The organism is Ruegeria sp. AG7 (assembly GCF_056541545.1).
Map to the genome: position 1 here is coordinate 130,894 of NZ_JBQFYP010000009.1, position 15,130 is coordinate 146,023.

The window sequence follows — 15,130 nt, forward strand, 5'->3', positions numbered from 1 at the left end:
TTTAATTCGTAATGAGGAATGTAGGAACGAAAAAAGGCGGGCAAAAGACCGCCTTGCGCAATTATTTCAATTTTATCAATAGATAACCACCGAGCGAATGCTTTCGCCCTTATGCATCAGGTCGAAGCCGTGGTTGATGTCGCCCAGACCCATGGTGTGGGTGATCATCGGGTCGATCTCGATCTTGCCTTCCATGTACCAGTCGACGATCTTGGGCACGTCCGTGCGCCCACGTGCGCCGCCAAAGGCAGTGCCGCGCCACGACCGGCCGGTGACCAGCTGGAACGGACGGGTCGAGATTTCGGCCCCCGCGGGCGCCACGCCAATGATGATCGACTCACCCCAGCCCTTATGCGCCGATTCAAGTGCTGCACGCATCACGCCGACATTGCCTGTGGCGTCAAACGTATAATCCGCACCGCCCTTGGTCAGGTTGACGAGATACGGCACCAGATCGCCTTCAACCTCTGACGGGTTCACGAAGTCGGTCATACCGAACCTGGTGGCCATTTCCACCTTGGAGGGATTCAGGTCGACGCCGACGATCTGGTCTGCTCCGGCCAGACGCAGGCCCTGAATGACGTTCAGGCCGATACCGCCCAGACCAAACACGATTGCACGGCTGCCGATTTCCACCTTGGCCGTGTTGATGACCGCGCCGATACCGGTTGTGACACCACAGCCGATATAGCAGATCTTGTCGAACGGCGCATCCTCGCGCACCTTGGCCAGCGCGATTTCAGGCAGAACCGTGTGGTTCGAGAAGGTCGAGCAGCCCATGTAATGCAGGATCGGATCGCCATCCAAGGTCGAGAAACGAGAGGTGCCATCGGGCATCAGACCCTTGCCCTGGGTTTCCCGGATCGCCTGACACAGGTTGGTCTTGGGGTGCAGACAGTATTCACACTCGCGACATTCGGGGGTGTAAAGCGGGATCACATGATCGCCCGGCTTCAGGCTGGTCACTCCTGGGCCGACCTCGACCACCACGCCTGCGCCTTCATGGCCCAGAATGGCCGGAAACAAGCCTTCGGGGTCGGCACCCGACAGGGTGAATTCGTCGGTATGACAGATGCCGGTGGCCTTGATCTCGACCAGAACCTCGCCCGCCTTGGGGCCTTCGAGGTTTACATCCATCACTTCCAAAGGTTTGCCTGCCTGAATGGCGACGGCGGCACGGGTACGCATGCTACTTATCTCCCTGTCACTTTTGCCCCGACCCTGCGTCAATTACAGGGTGTTTTCAACCGTGCTTTCATGGCAGGTTGGCTAATTAATTGATATTGCAGAAACGACATTGCCAGAATGAGGAACGCCAATGCATCGATTTTTCCCGATCCTGATCTTTCTGGCGGCCTGCGCTGAGACCCCGCCCGCGCCCGAAGACGCTTTGCTGCCGCCGGAACCTGCCCCGGTCGATCTGGCCTTTTGTCAGGGCGAAGATTTTTCGGATACCGTTGGCCAGCCTGTTTCAACCATTCAGGCAAACCTGCCCGCGCGGTCGCGCGTGCTGGGGCCGGATGACATCGCCACGCAGGATTACCGCATCGACCGGCTAAACGTATACGTGAATGGTGACGGGATCATCCAGCGGCTGACCTGCGGATAAGGGCGGACTCGACTCAGGCATCGATTCTCACCTAAGAACAAAGTAAGAACATTGTGGTGCCTGCAAATGCCCAAACGCCGAATACTTTCGCTATGGTTCCCTCGCCTGGGGGCTGAACGGCTGATCCGCGCTGCGCGGGGGCTGCATACCGGACCTTTGGCCATCGTGGCCGAGCAGTCGAACATGCAGGTTATTACCTCAGTGAATGCCGATGCGCAGGCTGCCGGGCTGCGCGTAGGCCAGCCGGTGCGGGATGCTCATGCCATGTGTGCCAACCTGATCACGCGCCACCGTAACGCCCCAGCCGAAGCCGCGTTCCTGGCCGCATTGCGTCGCTGGGCGGGAAAGTTCAGCCCATGGGTGGCCGAAGAGGCCCCGGACGGGCTGATCGTCGATCTGTCAGGTTGCGCCCATCTCTTTGGCGGAGAGGAGGCGTTGCTGAACGTTCTTGAAACCGACTGTGCGGATATGGGCCTCAGCGTACAGATGGGCATCGCCGACACGCTGGGCGCAGCCTGGGCTTTGGCGCGCTATGCGGGGCAAGCGGCCACATCCGACCGCAATGGCGACGCCATCAGTCAGGAGGCCCGTGCCACCCGCGCCCGGGCGGGCAAACGGCGGCACTGGACCAAAGGCGGCACTGCGCCGCAAGTGAGGGCCCTGGGTGGAGGCGCGCGGGTCGCACCGGCGGGGCAATCTTATGGCGCACTCAGCCCCCTGCCCATCGCCGCGCTGCGGTTGGAAGATCAGGTTGTCGTGCAGCTGAACCGTCTGGGCCTGCGCCGCATCGGCGATCTGCTGGGCCAACCCCGCGCCAGCCTTGCGCGGAGGTTTGGGCGCGGGCTGGTTCTGCGGTTGGATCAGGCCATGGGCAGCGCGCCCGAGCCTGTCTCGCCCGCCCGCCCGCCGCATCACTTCGCGGTGCGGATGACCCTGCCCAACCCGATTGGTCTGGTTGAGGATGTCATGGCTGCGGTTGATCGGGTTCTGCCAACGCTTTGCACCAAGCTGGAAGAAAAGGGGCGCGGTGCCCGCACCCTGCGGCTGGAGGCGCACCGTGCCGATCAGGCGGCTGAGGTTATCGAGGTCGGTCTGGCCCGCCCAACTTACGATAAACACCGCATTCGCCCTTTGTTAGAGATGAAAATCGACAAGATCGACGCAGGCTACGGCATCGACATGCTGCGGCTTGAGGCGGTGCAGACGGAACCCATCCACGCCCGTACCGTGGCCGGCCATGCCGAAGCCCGCCGTGTGGCCCGCAACCGGCTGGCGGGCAATACCGCCGTGGATGACCTGATCGGCAAGCTGGGCGCGCGGGTGGGGCTTGAGGCGATCACCCGGCGCCATCCGGCGGCCTCGCACATCCCTGAGAAAACGGCGCAAACGCTGGCGGCGGCATGGTCGGAACCTGCCCGCGACTGGCCTGTGCCGCCACGCCCGCGCCCCCTGCTGATGTGGCAGCCTGAGCCGGTAATGGCCCCGGAAACCCCCGACGTGCCCAGCGCCTTTCGCTGGCGCGGACGTAACTGGCAGCTGGCGCAGGCCACCGGCCCGGAACGGATCGCACCGGAATGGTGGCTGGATGACCCGAACTGGCGCAGCGGCGTGCGGGACTACTGGGTTGTGGTGACACAGCAGGGCGAGCGGTTGTGGCTGTTTTACGGCCATGGCGGAACCATGTCTGCAGGCTGGTTCTGTCACGGGCAGTTTGGTTAGGGTCTATTTCCCTCAGTAAATCTACAGATCCGGCGAGCGGCATTGCCGTTTGTAAACAGCCAATCCCGTCCAGACCTTGCCATCAGAAGAAAATGAACTCGTCCACCGGTATCTGCACCAACCTTCTGGTTGCGCCTGCCATGTTTACACTTGAACCGTCCGGCGTTGCAGCGTCCTGACGGCCTCCGTCTTCAATTTTCAAACGGGCGCGCTCAATCTCGCCCCACAAGAAAAAAAGACCGTCCCGTTTGCCTACAAGACCGGCAGGTATCGTGGTCCGCAAAACACGAGTATTTGCCTGTGACATCTGCTCTCTTACTGCCTCCGGTGTTTTCCACCTTTTACAGAAAATCTACCGGTTATTTCGGGAAAAGCCAATTTTTTATGGGCAGAACCCGATTTTCAACCCTCCGTTGACAGGCGTGTTCGCAGCTCTCGCTGAAGAGTGTTGTCTTGACTGAGTATTTGCAGACACCGCCGATTGCCACTCCTTCGGTTGGCGGCGGGTTTCACCGCCTTGTCGACAGTGGTCCCTGCTTTGATAACCTCTCGGCTATGGAACGCCCCGGATCATGCAGCCGACTGCTCTGACACGATCTCTCCGAACCGCGTAAAAAACTTTGCCGACAACTTCTTGGCGGTTCCTGCAATCAACCGACTGCCGAGCTGAGCAATCTTGCCACCAACATCAACCTTCGCCGTGTATTTCAGCACGGTTTCGTCCCCTTCTTCGGTCAACGATACGTCTGCGCCGCCCTTGGCAAATCCAGCCGCCCCGCCCTTGCCTTCACCCATCAAGGAAAACCCATTTGGTGCATTGGCCGTGTCCAATGTGACCTCACCTGCAAAGCGCGCTTTGACCGGGCCTATTTTCAGAACAACTTTCGCCTCAAGCTCGGTTGGTGATTTCTGCGTCAGTTCCTCACATCCCGGTATGCATTCCATCAATATGTCGGGATCGTTAAGCGCGCGGTAAACGACGTCCCGTGGCGCTGCGATACGGATTTCATCAGTCAGTTCCATTCAGGTCTTTCCTTTGTTCAACAACATCTTCGGAATACGCACGTTGCAACCTTGGCTATCCTTTGTTCCAGCCACGCAGGCCACATGCGGTAAAGGCGTTCAAGCAAGCTTTTCATCATGCGACACCTTTGCTGCCTTTTCACCGTTCCGCCACATCACGATCTCGGCCAAAATCGACAGGGCGATCTCATGCGGGTCTATGGCATATATGTCCAAGCCCGCCGGAGATTTCAGGCGCTCAACCTTCAAAGGGTCCAATCCCTGGGCGATAAGCTTTGCAGTCAGGGCAGCTGCCTTGCGGCGACTGGCCACCATCGACACGCGTGCCGCATCGGTTTCCAATGCAGCCTTCAAGGCGGACGCATCGCTGCGCCCCTGCGCAGCCACCACGACATAGTCCCGCGGCTCCACGCCCAACACATCGACCTGTTCCAAGGCGAACCGCACATGGTTTCCAGCAATATCAAGCCCATCCTCGACAACCGTACGAAACCCCGCCAAAGATCCATGCGCCGCCAGAGCTTTGGCAATCAACCCCGCGCCGAAAATCACCAGCCGGGGCGCGTGTTGATAGGGCTCGACCAATAGATCAACGGTACCGCCGGACGGGCACCCACTTCTGAATGTTTGTACACCATCGGGATCCGTCATGTTCACCACCTTTTCCGAAGGTTTGACACGGATTATCTGCGGCATTCCGGACGCCCAAGCCTGTTGCGCCGCTGCCCGGACCGCGCGTTGCACACAAGCCCCACCAAGATGGCCCAGAATTTCACCCGCCTGGGTAACCGCCGCCTTCCCCCCAGCTTTGGCCGAGGTCGCATCCGCCGTGCGCAAAACCGTCGCCACACAAAAGGCCTCTCCGGTTCCGCGCAGCTGATCGATGGTGTCAAAAATGTCGAAATTCGCCAAGGTCAGACTCCTTTCACAGCTTTTGGAACTGCGGCTCAAGCGCCGCCAATGCATCCAGCGTATTGGCCGGTAAATGCGCATCCAGATAGGGTTCAGCCGCCTGCATCGCTGCCGCAATTGGTTGATAGTCCTTCCAGCCCTTCAAGGGGTTCAGCCAGACGATACGGCGTGCCTTGCGCCTGATACGTGCAAGCACATCCCCCAGAGCCTGCGGATCAGAACTGCAATATCCGTCCGACAGGATCAGAACGACAGTACGCCCGTTCAGTGTCCGCGCGCCGTATCCCGACAGAAATCGCTCAAGACTGCCGGAAATATCGGTGCCGCCGCCGAAGCCTTCGGCCATCAGCGACAATCGACCCGCGGCCCGGAGAGTATCATGGTCGCGTAACGCATCTGTCACCCGCATCAATCGCGTGTGAAACAAATACGCATCTGCTTTGATCCCGCTGCCGATCAACCCTTTCAGGAAAGCCAGAAACACACGTGAGTACACGGTCATCGAGCCGCTCACGTCGCACAATGCCACAATCTGCATCGGGCGCGGCGGCCGCGCTCGGCGATACAGGTCCAGCGGCTCACCGCCTCGCGCCAGACTGGCGCGCTGTATTCGGCGCATGTCCAGAACAGCCCCGCGTAACGCCCGTTTCCGGCGGCGCGATCGCCTGTCCCGAAAAGCCCGCGCCAAGGTCAGCGCGGCTGTTTCAGCCTGCTTTAGGGCCTCTTCGTCCATTAACTCTCGCAAGTCCCGTCGTGACAGGTTGGCCGTTCGCGTGGCGATCAACTTGCCGTCCACCCCTTCGGCTTCCCCTTCGCCGCAGTCAGGCGTAGTGGTCACTTGCGCCGACCCGGATCGTGGTTCTTCCTCAGCCTGAGTGCTGCTCTGCCAGATCATTGGCTTGGCGGACTGCACCCGCACATACTTGTTTTTTGCTTTTCCCGAACGCTGCGCACCAGCGTTGAACCAATAGGCGTCGAACAGTTCATCAAACCTGCGCCAATCGTCCGCGTCTCCGGTCAAGACCGCGCACATGGCTTGCCGGGCTTGATTGGCATCCGTTGCATCCACTTCGGATAGGGCGGCAAGCGCGTCCCCCGCATCCAACGCGCCCAATTGCATGCCATTCATGCGCAGATGCGCTATGAAACTCGACATGCGGTCGGCAAGGCCCAAAGCCCGGGCGGGAAAGCGCGTAACCTGCATCACGCGACCTTTCCGATCAAGCGATCCATCACCTCGGGCGGTGCCGCACTGTAGTCTGCGGCAGTCTTCAGCAAACACACCAGCGTCGCCTGCACGTCTTCGCGGGATTTGGCCAGATCATTGACACCCAACCCGGACAGGGCCGCTGCCCAATCCAGCATCTCGGCGACGCCCGGTTTCTTCTCAAGGTCTTCCTGACGCAGCGCCTGCACAACCCCAATGATCTGACGCGCCAGAATCCCCTCAATTTCAGGCAGTCGTGCCCGCAGGATCGCCAATTCGGTCTCTCTCGAAGGATAGTCAAGAAAGCTGTACAAACATCTTCTGCGCAGCGCATCCGACAAATCCCGCGTCCCGTTGGCCGTCAGAATGACGACAGGCCGAACTTGTGCCTGCACAGTTCCCAGCTCGGGTATCGTGATCTGAAAGTCTGACAGGATTTCCAGAAGGTAGGCTTCAAACTCCTCATCCGCCCGATCAATCTCATCAATCAACAGAACCGGAGGTTTTGTTTCCGAGATAGCCTCTAACAAAGGCCTTTTCAGCAAATATTCATCCGAAAACAGCTGCGCCTCCGCGACGCCACCCTGCGCTTCGCTCGCCCGGATCGCCAATAGCTGTCTTTGATAATTCCATTCATAGATGGCATGGCTGGCATCCAGACCTTCGTAGCACTGCAGACGTATCAATCGCGTATCGCGCCAGGTTGCCACCGCTTTCGCAACTTCGGTTTTCCCCACACCCGCCGGCCCCTCCAGCAACAACGGGCGCCCAAGTTGTTGCGCGAGATGCAACGCCATGGCCAACCGATCATCGGCAACATAGCCCTGCGCAACCAACCCGTTCTGCACATCTTTCAAGGTCAAAACCAGGATCCTATCTTCATCTGGCCCCAAATATCCCGGGGGAGGTTCGGAGGGGGCAGAGCCCCCTCCGTCGGTCGGACCGGCAACAGCCGGTCCGATCCCATTCACCCATGCATCCCCAGACCATTGGCAATCTTCCAAATCCGCCAGTGGTCGTGCGGCATATGGCTCTGCACCAGTCCAAAGGGTCGGAACGCGTCATGCACTGCGTTCGAGAACGCGGGCACACCGCCGACATTTGGGCTTTCCCCCACACCCTTTGCGCCAATCGGATGGTGCGGGGACGGGGTCACCGTATGGTCGGTAGTATAGTTCGGCGTCTCCCACGCGGTCGGCAGGAAGAAGTCCATCAGCGTACCGGTTTTCACATTGCCCATGTCATCATAGGCAATCTCCTGACCCATCGCGATGGCCAACGCCTCGGTCACACCGCCATGGACCTGACCCTCGATGATCATCGGGTTGATCCGGGTGCCGCAGTCATCCAGCGCATAAAACTGCCGGACTTCCCATTCACCAGTATCCACGTCAATCTCCATGACACAGATATAGGCCCCGAACGGATAAGTCATGTTGGGCGGGTCATAGTAACTGACGGCCTCCAGACCCGGCTCCAACCCGGGAATGGCCTGATTATAGGCGGCGAATGCGATTTCCTTCATGGTCTTGAACCGCTCAGGCGCGCCTTTGACAGCGAAGCGATCCACGTCCCATTCGACATCGTTGTCGTGCACCTCCAGCAGATAGGCCGCGATCATCTGGGCTTTTGCCCGAATTTTGCGGGCCGCCATTGCTGTGGCCGCGCCAGCGACCGGAGTAGACCGGGACCCATAAGTCCCAAGCCCGTAAGGTGCGGTATCCGTGTCACCCTCTTCCAGCGTGATGTCATCGGCGGGCAGGCCGATTTCACTGGCGATGATCTGGGCAAAGGTTGTGGCATGGCCCTGGCCTTGGCTGATCGTTCCAAGCCGCGCAATCGCTGATCCGGTCGGATGAATGCGAATCTCGCAGCTGTCGAACATCCCCAGCCCAAGGATATCGCAGTTCTTCACCGGTCCGGCCCCGACGATTTCCGTGAAATGTGTCAGACCAATGCCCAGCAGCTTGCGCGTTTTTCCTTCCTTGAAATCCGCAATCCGCTGTGCCTGTTCCGCCCGCAGATCCTCATAGTTCACAGCCTTCAGCGCTTTGTCCCAGGCCGTGTGATAATCGCCCGAGTCATATTCCCAGCCCAGCGCGGATTGATAGGGGAACTGATCTGCCTTGATGAAGTTGATCCGACGCAACTCGGCCGCGTCCATGTTCAGCTTGATGGCCAGAACCTCGATCATGCGTTCGATGAAATAGGCAGCTTCGGTCACGCGGAAGGAACAGCGATAGGCCACACCGCCCGGCGCCTTGTTGGTATAGACACCATCCACTGCCAGATAGGCAGTCGGGATGTCATAAGACCCGGTGCAGATATTCATGAACCCGGCAGGGAATTTGGTCGGGTCGGCACACGCGTCGAAACCGCCGTGATCCGCCGTGGTATGACACCACAATCCAGTGATCTTTCCATCTTTGGTGGCGGCAATCTTCCCCTGCATCCAGTAGTCACGGGCAAAGGCAGTGGACATCAGGTTTTCCATCCGGTCCTCGACCCATTTCACCGGTTTGCCGGTAACTATCGAGGCCACCACCGAGCACACATAGCCTGCGTAGGCCCCCACCTTGTTGCCAAACCCACCACCGATATCGGGGCTGATCACGCGGATATTGTGCTCGGCCAGCCCAGAGATCAACGACACTACTGTCCGGATTGCATGGGGGGCCTGGAACGTTCCGTAGAGCGTCAGCTTGCCGGTCACCTTGTCCATCGACGCCACGCAACCGCAGGTCTCAAGCGGGCACGGATGAGTGCGGTGGTAATAGATCATCTCTTCGGCGACCACGTCTGCCTCGGCCAGCACAGCTTCGGTCCCGTCCTTGTCGCCCTGTTCCCACGTAAAGATGTGGTTGTGGTGCTTACGCGGCCCATGTGCGCCTTCGGTCTGACCTTCCAGATCTTCGCGGAGCACCACGTCCGACTTCAACGATTCGAACGGGTCCGTGATAACTGGAAGCTCTTCGTATTCGACCTCGACCAGTTCAACGGCATCCGCCGCGACATAGCGGTCTTCGGCCACGACATAGGCAACTTCCTGGCCTTGGAACAGCACCTTGCCATCGGCAAGCACCATCTGCTTGTCACCGGCCAGTGTCGGCATCCAATGCAAACCCAAAGGCGACAGGTCTTCGGCGGTCAAAACGGCGATCACGCCGGGCAGTGCCAAGGCCGCCTCTTTGTTCACGCTGACGACGCGGGCATGGGCGTAAGGAGATCGCACAAAATCACCAAACAGCATCCCGTCCAGCTTGATGTCATCGACGTAATTACCCTTGCCCTGGGTGAAACGTACGTCCTCGACGCGCTTTCGGGCGCAGCCCATACCTTTGAGGTTGGCAGCGCGTTCTTCGGGGGTCAGAGTCTGGTCGTTCATTCCGCGGCCTCCTTCTGTGCATTGAGCAAATCAGCCGAAGCCGAGATCGCCTTAACGATATTCTGGTATCCGGTGCAGCGGCACAGGTTTCCGGCCATGCCGAAACGGATTTCCTCCTCGGTCGGGTTCGGGTTTTCCTGCAGCAGACGATGCGCCCGGGTGATCATGCCCGGCGTGCAGAACCCACATTGCAGCCCGTGATGTTCGCGGAACATTTCCTGCAACACTCCAAGGCTGCCATCATCATTGGTCAGCCCTTCAACGGTTGTGATCTCAGCACCGTTTACTTGCGCTACAAAGGCGGTGCAGGATTTGACCGACTTGCCGTCGATATCAACGGTGCAGGCGCCGCAGTGGCTGGTTTCACACCCGATATGCGGGCCGGTGATTTTCAGGTCTTCCCGCAGGAAGTGGATCAGCAGCGTGCGTGGCTCGGTCAGACCTTCTACCTGCTTGCCGTTTACGGTCAGTTTGACATGCATTTTAGACATTGGTTCCCTCCCCCTCAGCCTGCGCGGCTTTGCGCACGGTCGATGGCGCGGCGCAGCACCACGGCGGCCACGTGTTTCTTGAATTCGACGGGGCCGCGGTTGTCAGCGACCGGATCGATCGCCTCTAGCATTGCGACAACGCACCCTTCGACATCGCCCGCAGCCAGCGCGGTGCTGGCCTCATCCGACCAGATGGGCGTGTCGGCCAGATTGGTCATCGCAACCGAGGCCTGACCGCTGCCAACCATCACAGCCGCGGCGGCGGTCGCATAATCCCCTATCTTGCGCTTTTGCTTTTGATAGGCCTGCCCCACGCCCGTACCCGGTACAGGGATCGAAATCCGGGTCAGGATTTCTTCATCTTCGCGGGCGGTAAAATACGCGGCCTCATAAAAATCACGCGCGGCAACTGTCCGCTTCCCGTCCGGGCCGGACAACTCGAACGAGGCGTTCAAGCATTGCATCAGACCCGGCATGTCATTGCCCGGGTCACCATTGGCCACATTGCCACCGACAGTACCCATGTACCGCACTTGCGGATCCGCAATCTGAAGAGCCGCCTCGCGGATCAGCGGAATGGCATCGGCCAGATCCCCATGGGTGATCAGCTCGTGCTGCGTGACCATCGCACCCAAAGTAACGGTGTCAGGCCCGACCTCAATCCCCTTAAGCTCTTCGATGGCCTGAAGATCGACCAGATGACCCATCTCGGCCATGCGAAGCTTCATCATCGGGATCAGGCTATGCCCGCCCGCGATCACGCGCGCCTCGTCCCCGTATTCCTGTAGAATGCCGATGGCCGAGGCAATGTCGCCTGGCCGGTGATACTCAAAGCCGGCTGGTATCATGTTTTTCCTCCCTGGGTCCGGGCGATATGCCTTGGGGGACCTTAGGTAAGGAAAGAACGGCGGATTTAACTGATCCAGTTAAGGAAAACGGAGCGCGCGGCTTGTTTCACGAAATGCGAAAGAACTGCACGAGTTGCGCCTACAATCCCAGTGCTTCGCGAATATCCGTCAGGCGGGACCGGCTGACCGGCACCTTGCTCAGCGCGTCAACGCCATCGAAATAGCAGGTGCCATTGTCCTTGTGACGTTCAAAGCGCGAGACGTGTTTCGGGTTCACCAGATAGCTACGATGCGCCCGCAGGAAGCCTTCGGGCAAAAGTCGCGTTTCCGCATCCGTGATCGACCAGGGGCAGAACAGTTTCTCTGCATCCATATAGAGAACCGTATAATGCCCCTCGGCCCGAATGGCGGCGATCCGCGCGGGATGCGCAAAAAAAGTCTGGCCTTCGCGCTCATACGGAACACCAGCGCGCATTGGGGCGGGTTCCGACACAGGTCCCGAGGCAGGTGCAGCCACGGGCTTTGGTTCTATGAACGTGATACCGGTCAATAGGAAAGCGCCACAGATCAGGAAAACGGATACCGTCACCCCCATTGCCAAAACCTGATTATCCAGCGCTGGACCCGCCCCGCCGAGGCTGTCGCTCGCGACGAAATCAGTCAGGCCCGTGGCAACAAAATGCATTGTGAACACCGCCAGTCCGAAACAAACCGTGCCAAGCAGGATGTTCCGTTGTGTCCGGTTGCCATAAGCCACCCAAATTGCAGCCACCGACAAGATTACTGATGCCAGTGCTGACAGAGCAACATCGAAAATGTCATAGACAGGGCGGCAAAGCTGCATACCAGCCATCCCGACAAAGTGCATCGCGACGATGCCCAGCCCGACAATCACACCAGATCCGATCATCGTCTGAACCGAGCGAGGCCGGAAATGCAGCAGCAGCAACGCCAGCCCGACCATCAGGATCGCGACCAGTGCCGACATCAGAGTGATCAGGGCATCATAGTAAAACAGAATTGGCAGTTGCAGCCCCAGCATCGCCACGAAATGCATCGACCAGATGCCGCCGCCCAGAATGACAGCGGCCAATGCCACCACGAACTTGCGCCGCTGGCTATCCAGCCTTGACGCGCCGTGCGTCAGGTACAGACCCGTGAACCCGGCCATGAGCGCCACGGCAAGCGAAGCCACCACCAACCAAGTGTTGTGAGAGTAGTCCAGCATTTGGATTTGAACGCCCTCCCCGACGCGAGGATGACGTTAGCAAACCGAATTGATTGCGACAATTCACAGTTAGCAACAGCAGGGCTCAGACCTGTTTCTGAGCCTCTGCGTCGTCCGCCAGCTCTACAGCATCCACTGAGACTTCAACCACATCATCGTCTTCCGCAGGCTCGACTGTTTCGGGTTCTTCGGTCTGGCTCTCAAGTGCACCGACGATCAGGGGCAGCATGTGAACCCCGGTCGCTGTTGCAATCTCGGGTGTCTGTGGCGTTTGCCAACTGAGCGTATCGAAGCTGTGGCAGTTCTGACAAACAGGTCCCCATTCGGGTTGAATGTCATGACAGTTGTCGCACACCCATTGCGGGCCGCGCGGCGCGTTCAGTGCCTTGGCAAGCCAACCTTGGACAACGGCGTCGGTGGCACCCTCGCCGCGTTCAATGGCGGCCATCAATGTATAGGCGCGCGCGTCACCCCGTTTTTCCACGACATCACCCAGGGCACGGCGGGCTTCGGGGAAGTCTTCGGCCACAATGTTCAGTTCGGCCAGGATTAGACGGGTTTCCAGATTTTCGGGATGGGTGCGGGTCAGCGCCGTAAAACGCCTGACCCGTTGTTCCGGGGTTTCATCCGGCGCGATCTCGGCAAAGGCATGGGCCAGATCCGGATGTGGACGAACTTCCCACGCTTTTTTCAGGATTTTGGTCGCTGCCCGGGACTTGCCCTTGGCGATATACGCTCGGGCCGCCATGGCGGCGGCAGGCACCAGGTCGGGCGACAGGCGATTGGCTTCGATCGCGCGCTCCTGTTGCTCGACAGTCGCGCCTTCATCCAGGATTCCCTTGGCTTCGGACAGCGCCAGAACCGCATCGCGACGTTTGAATACGTCGCGCGGCAGATACCCGGCTTTCAACTTGGAAGTCAGCGTCGACCGGGCACCAGCCCAATCCTGCGCCTTGGTCTGCAATTTCAGCAGTACGTCCTGTGTCTCTTCGTGGCGCGGTTTGATGGCCAGCGCCTTTTCGGCCAGCTTGCGGGCGGTTTCATCATCTCCCTCGGCCAGCTTTTGTTTCATGATACCGCGCACACCGACAAACCGGGTCGCACTGTTTGTCACCAGTTTCTTGTAGGTGTCCGAAGCTTTCTTGGTGTCACCCGTCATCTCGGCAGCTTGGGCCACCAGAAGATCCGTCAGTTCCGGCTTGTTCAACAGCTTTTCGGCTTTACTGGCCTTGGTCATGGCAATGCGCCCCTCGCCCGAGGCCAAAGCCATCAACCCATCGGCCAGCGCCTGATAGCCGCGCTGTTCCCGGCTGCGGTCGAAATACCGCGACAGGGCGGTTTCGTCGCCGTTGAGGAATTTGAGCGTCGCAACCAACAGACTAAGCAGTTTGAAGAACAGCCAGACCGCAAATACCAGAACACCCAGCGCAATCACCGACTGAAGCGGCCCAAGGGTGAATTCCGTGCCCGCGACGGTGATCTGCACCCCACCGCTGGTTTGCATCAGGAAGTGACCGCCCAGCGCCAGCAGGCCGATAATCGCAACAAAAACGAGGATCTTAAACAATGACCACAGCATGGCAGGTCCTTCAGTTCGAGTTCAGGCTGGAAGCCAGCGTATTCACGGCGTCAATGGCGGAGGCTCGTGTCCCGGCCGCCTGCTCCCAATCGGCCATCGCAGCCTGCGCCACTTCGGGAAGTGATTTCAGTTCATTCAACGCTCTGGTCAGGTCGCCATTCGCAAGCTCAGCCTGCGCACGCGACAGAACAGCGTCTGGACCATCACCTTGCTGAGGCGTGACGGAACGGGCACCCGTTTGACGTTGCAGGAAGGCGACCAAACCCGTTCCTTTGTCGGCCTCGCGCGCCTCGGCCAATGCATTTCGCGCCGCAGGCTCGAACGACGCCCGTAGCGCGGTCAGAGTTTCCACGCCTTTTTCCGACGGGCCGGACAGGGCGTCCGGTACATTCACACCGCCTGCCTTCAGTTCAGCAACCAGTTCCGAAAAAGGCTGGCCGGTGTCCAGCTGTCCACGCAGACGCGCCAGAATGGCAGCATTCATTGCAGCTTGTGCATCTGCCGAGGCTTTCGCTTCGAGAGCCTGAGCGTCCGAAACCATTTTTTCGACTTCAGCCCGTTGCGCCGCCAGCGAGTCCTGAAGTTTCTTCAGTTCCGCCTCAAACGCGGCGGTTGCCTCGGGCGAGGCAGTGGAGGCGATCGGGGCTTTTTCCAGCGCAGCGACCCGGTCCGTCAATGGCGCGACCTGACCGGACAGCGCATCAACCGAGGATTTTACCGTGCCGAGGTCGCTCTCAACCGGTGTCAGCTTGTCCGACAACGTTTTGACTTGATCTGCTAGTCCAGACACATCAGGGCTGTTTGCAAGCGCCTGTGACAGCTTGGCGATCTGGTTCGACTGTTCTGTCAGCTTTGCTTCCAGCTCTGCCAGCGCTCCCGAGTTGTCCGGGCCGGTTGGCAACAGCCCTCCATTGCCCAGCGCGAAACCTGCAACGGCGGCCAGCGCCCCACCCAACAGGGCCGGAACGAAACCGCCGCGTTTTTCAACTACGCGTTCGACGGTCTTTTCAGTGACCGGGGCTTCGGCTTCGGCTTCGGCTTCGGCTTCGGCTTCGGCTTCGGCTTCGGCTTCGGCTTCGGCTTCGGCTTCGGCTTCGGCTTCGGCTTCGGCTTCGGCTTCGGCTTCGGC

At 59.5% G+C, this 15,130-nt stretch carries 14 protein-coding genes; 2 read left to right on the top strand and 12 right to left on the bottom strand.

Annotated elements, in window-relative coordinates:
• Nucleotides 1-75: 75 nt before the first annotated feature.
• Nucleotides 76-1,188, bottom strand: a complete 1,113-nt coding sequence (locus ACR0BF_RS13685) for an S-(hydroxymethyl)glutathione dehydrogenase/class III alcohol dehydrogenase (protein WP_480625110.1) — start codon at nucleotides 1,186-1,188, stop codon at nucleotides 76-78.
• Nucleotides 1,189-1,318: 130 nt separating this feature from the next.
• Here ACR0BF_RS13685 and ACR0BF_RS13690 point away from each other — a divergent pair, with 130 nt between their 5' ends.
• Together ACR0BF_RS13690 and ACR0BF_RS13695 are read left to right on the top strand one after the other, a co-directional pair.
• On the top strand, nucleotides 1,319-1,609 hold the full coding sequence (locus ACR0BF_RS13690) for an I78 family peptidase inhibitor (protein WP_480474470.1): 291 nt from the start codon (nucleotides 1,319-1,321) through the stop codon (nucleotides 1,607-1,609).
• Between the two features lie 66 nt (nucleotides 1,610-1,675).
• Nucleotides 1,676-3,328, top strand: coding sequence for a DUF6504 family protein (locus ACR0BF_RS13695; protein ID WP_480555152.1), 1,653 nt, complete (start codon nucleotides 1,676-1,678; stop codon nucleotides 3,326-3,328).
• A gap of 82 nt (nucleotides 3,329-3,410) precedes the next feature.
• Here ACR0BF_RS13695 and ACR0BF_RS13700 read toward each other — a convergent pair whose 3' ends face one another.
• The 11 genes from ACR0BF_RS13700 to ACR0BF_RS13750 all read right to left on the bottom strand — a co-directional run.
• Complete coding sequence (locus ACR0BF_RS13700; RefSeq protein WP_480625111.1) at nucleotides 3,411-3,635, bottom strand: hypothetical protein; 225 nt, start codon at nucleotides 3,633-3,635, stop codon at nucleotides 3,411-3,413.
• A 263-nt stretch (nucleotides 3,636-3,898) separates the two neighbouring features.
• Nucleotides 3,899-4,351, bottom strand: a complete 453-nt coding sequence (locus tag ACR0BF_RS13705) for an SRPBCC family protein (protein WP_480474467.1) — start codon at nucleotides 4,349-4,351, stop codon at nucleotides 3,899-3,901.
• A gap of 99 nt (nucleotides 4,352-4,450) precedes the next feature.
• The gene (locus ACR0BF_RS13710) at nucleotides 4,451-5,263 is read right to left on the bottom strand and encodes an XdhC family protein (protein WP_480625112.1); all 813 of its coding nucleotides are present in this window, start codon (nucleotides 5,261-5,263) and stop codon (nucleotides 4,451-4,453) included.
• 13 nt (nucleotides 5,264-5,276) lie between these two features.
• A complete protein-coding gene (locus ACR0BF_RS13715) occupies nucleotides 5,277-6,467 on the bottom strand; it encodes a vWA domain-containing protein (RefSeq protein WP_480625121.1) in 1,191 nt (396 codons plus the stop codon).
• A complete protein-coding gene (locus tag ACR0BF_RS13720) occupies nucleotides 6,467-7,333 on the bottom strand; it encodes an AAA family ATPase (RefSeq protein WP_480519530.1) in 867 nt (288 codons plus the stop codon). The genes ACR0BF_RS13715 and ACR0BF_RS13720 overlap by 1 nt, the downstream gene beginning before the upstream one ends.
• A gap of 104 nt (nucleotides 7,334-7,437) precedes the next feature.
• Nucleotides 7,438-9,855: an aerobic carbon-monoxide dehydrogenase large subunit gene (locus ACR0BF_RS13725; protein ID WP_480625113.1), complete on the bottom strand. Its 2,418-nt coding sequence runs from the start codon at nucleotides 9,853-9,855 to the stop codon at nucleotides 7,438-7,440.
• Nucleotides 9,852-10,346, bottom strand: a complete 495-nt coding sequence (locus ACR0BF_RS13730) for a (2Fe-2S)-binding protein (RefSeq protein ID WP_480519526.1) — start codon at nucleotides 10,344-10,346, stop codon at nucleotides 9,852-9,854. Before ACR0BF_RS13730 ends, ACR0BF_RS13725 begins: the two co-directional genes overlap by 4 nt.
• Nucleotides 10,347-10,360: 14 nt before the next feature.
• Nucleotides 10,361-11,194, bottom strand: a complete 834-nt coding sequence (locus ACR0BF_RS13735) for an FAD binding domain-containing protein (RefSeq protein ID WP_480625114.1) — start codon at nucleotides 11,192-11,194, stop codon at nucleotides 10,361-10,363.
• 139 nt (nucleotides 11,195-11,333) lie between these two features.
• A complete protein-coding gene (locus ACR0BF_RS13740; protein ID WP_480519522.1) occupies nucleotides 11,334-12,422 on the bottom strand; it encodes an MHYT domain-containing protein in 1,089 nt (362 codons plus the stop codon).
• A gap of 85 nt (nucleotides 12,423-12,507) precedes the next feature.
• A complete protein-coding gene (locus ACR0BF_RS13745; RefSeq protein ID WP_480625115.1) occupies nucleotides 12,508-14,001 on the bottom strand; it encodes a heme biosynthesis HemY N-terminal domain-containing protein in 1,494 nt (497 codons plus the stop codon).
• 10 nt (nucleotides 14,002-14,011) lie between these two features.
• Nucleotides 14,012-15,130, bottom strand: a 1,119-nt coding sequence (locus ACR0BF_RS13750) for a COG4223 family protein (protein WP_480625116.1), incomplete at its 5' end; no start/stop codon positions are given.

Excerpts from the sequence above, each read along its gene's own strand:
- ACR0BF_RS13700 (WP_480625111.1), bottom strand. The coding sequence starts at position 3,635 with ATGTCACAGGCAAATACTCGTGTTTTGCGGACCACGATACCTGCCGGT.
- ACR0BF_RS13730 (WP_480519526.1), bottom strand. The coding sequence starts at position 10,346 with ATGTCTAAAATGCATGTCAAACTGACCGTAAACGGCAAGCAGGTAGAA.
- ACR0BF_RS13685 (WP_480625110.1), bottom strand. The coding sequence starts at position 1,188 with ATGCGTACCCGTGCCGCCGTCGCCATTCAGGCAGGCAAACCTTTGGAA.
- ACR0BF_RS13735 (WP_480625114.1), bottom strand. The coding sequence starts at position 11,194 with ATGATACCAGCCGGCTTTGAGTATCACCGGCCAGGCGACATTGCCTCG.
- ACR0BF_RS13715 (WP_480625121.1), bottom strand. The coding sequence starts at position 6,467 with ATGCAGGTTACGCGCTTTCCCGCCCGGGCTTTGGGCCTTGCCGACCGC.
- ACR0BF_RS13745 (WP_480625115.1), bottom strand. The coding sequence starts at position 14,001 with ATGCTGTGGTCATTGTTTAAGATCCTCGTTTTTGTTGCGATTATCGGC.
- ACR0BF_RS13725 (WP_480625113.1), bottom strand. The coding sequence starts at position 9,855 with ATGAACGACCAGACTCTGACCCCCGAAGAACGCGCTGCCAACCTCAAA.
- ACR0BF_RS13690 (WP_480474470.1), top strand. The coding sequence starts at position 1,319 with ATGCATCGATTTTTCCCGATCCTGATCTTTCTGGCGGCCTGCGCTGAG.
- ACR0BF_RS13705 (WP_480474467.1), bottom strand. The coding sequence starts at position 4,351 with ATGGAACTGACTGATGAAATCCGTATCGCAGCGCCACGGGACGTCGTT.
- ACR0BF_RS13695 (WP_480555152.1), top strand. The coding sequence starts at position 1,676 with ATGCCCAAACGCCGAATACTTTCGCTATGGTTCCCTCGCCTGGGGGCT.
- ACR0BF_RS13740 (WP_480519522.1), bottom strand. The coding sequence starts at position 12,422 with ATGCTGGACTACTCTCACAACACTTGGTTGGTGGTGGCTTCGCTTGCC.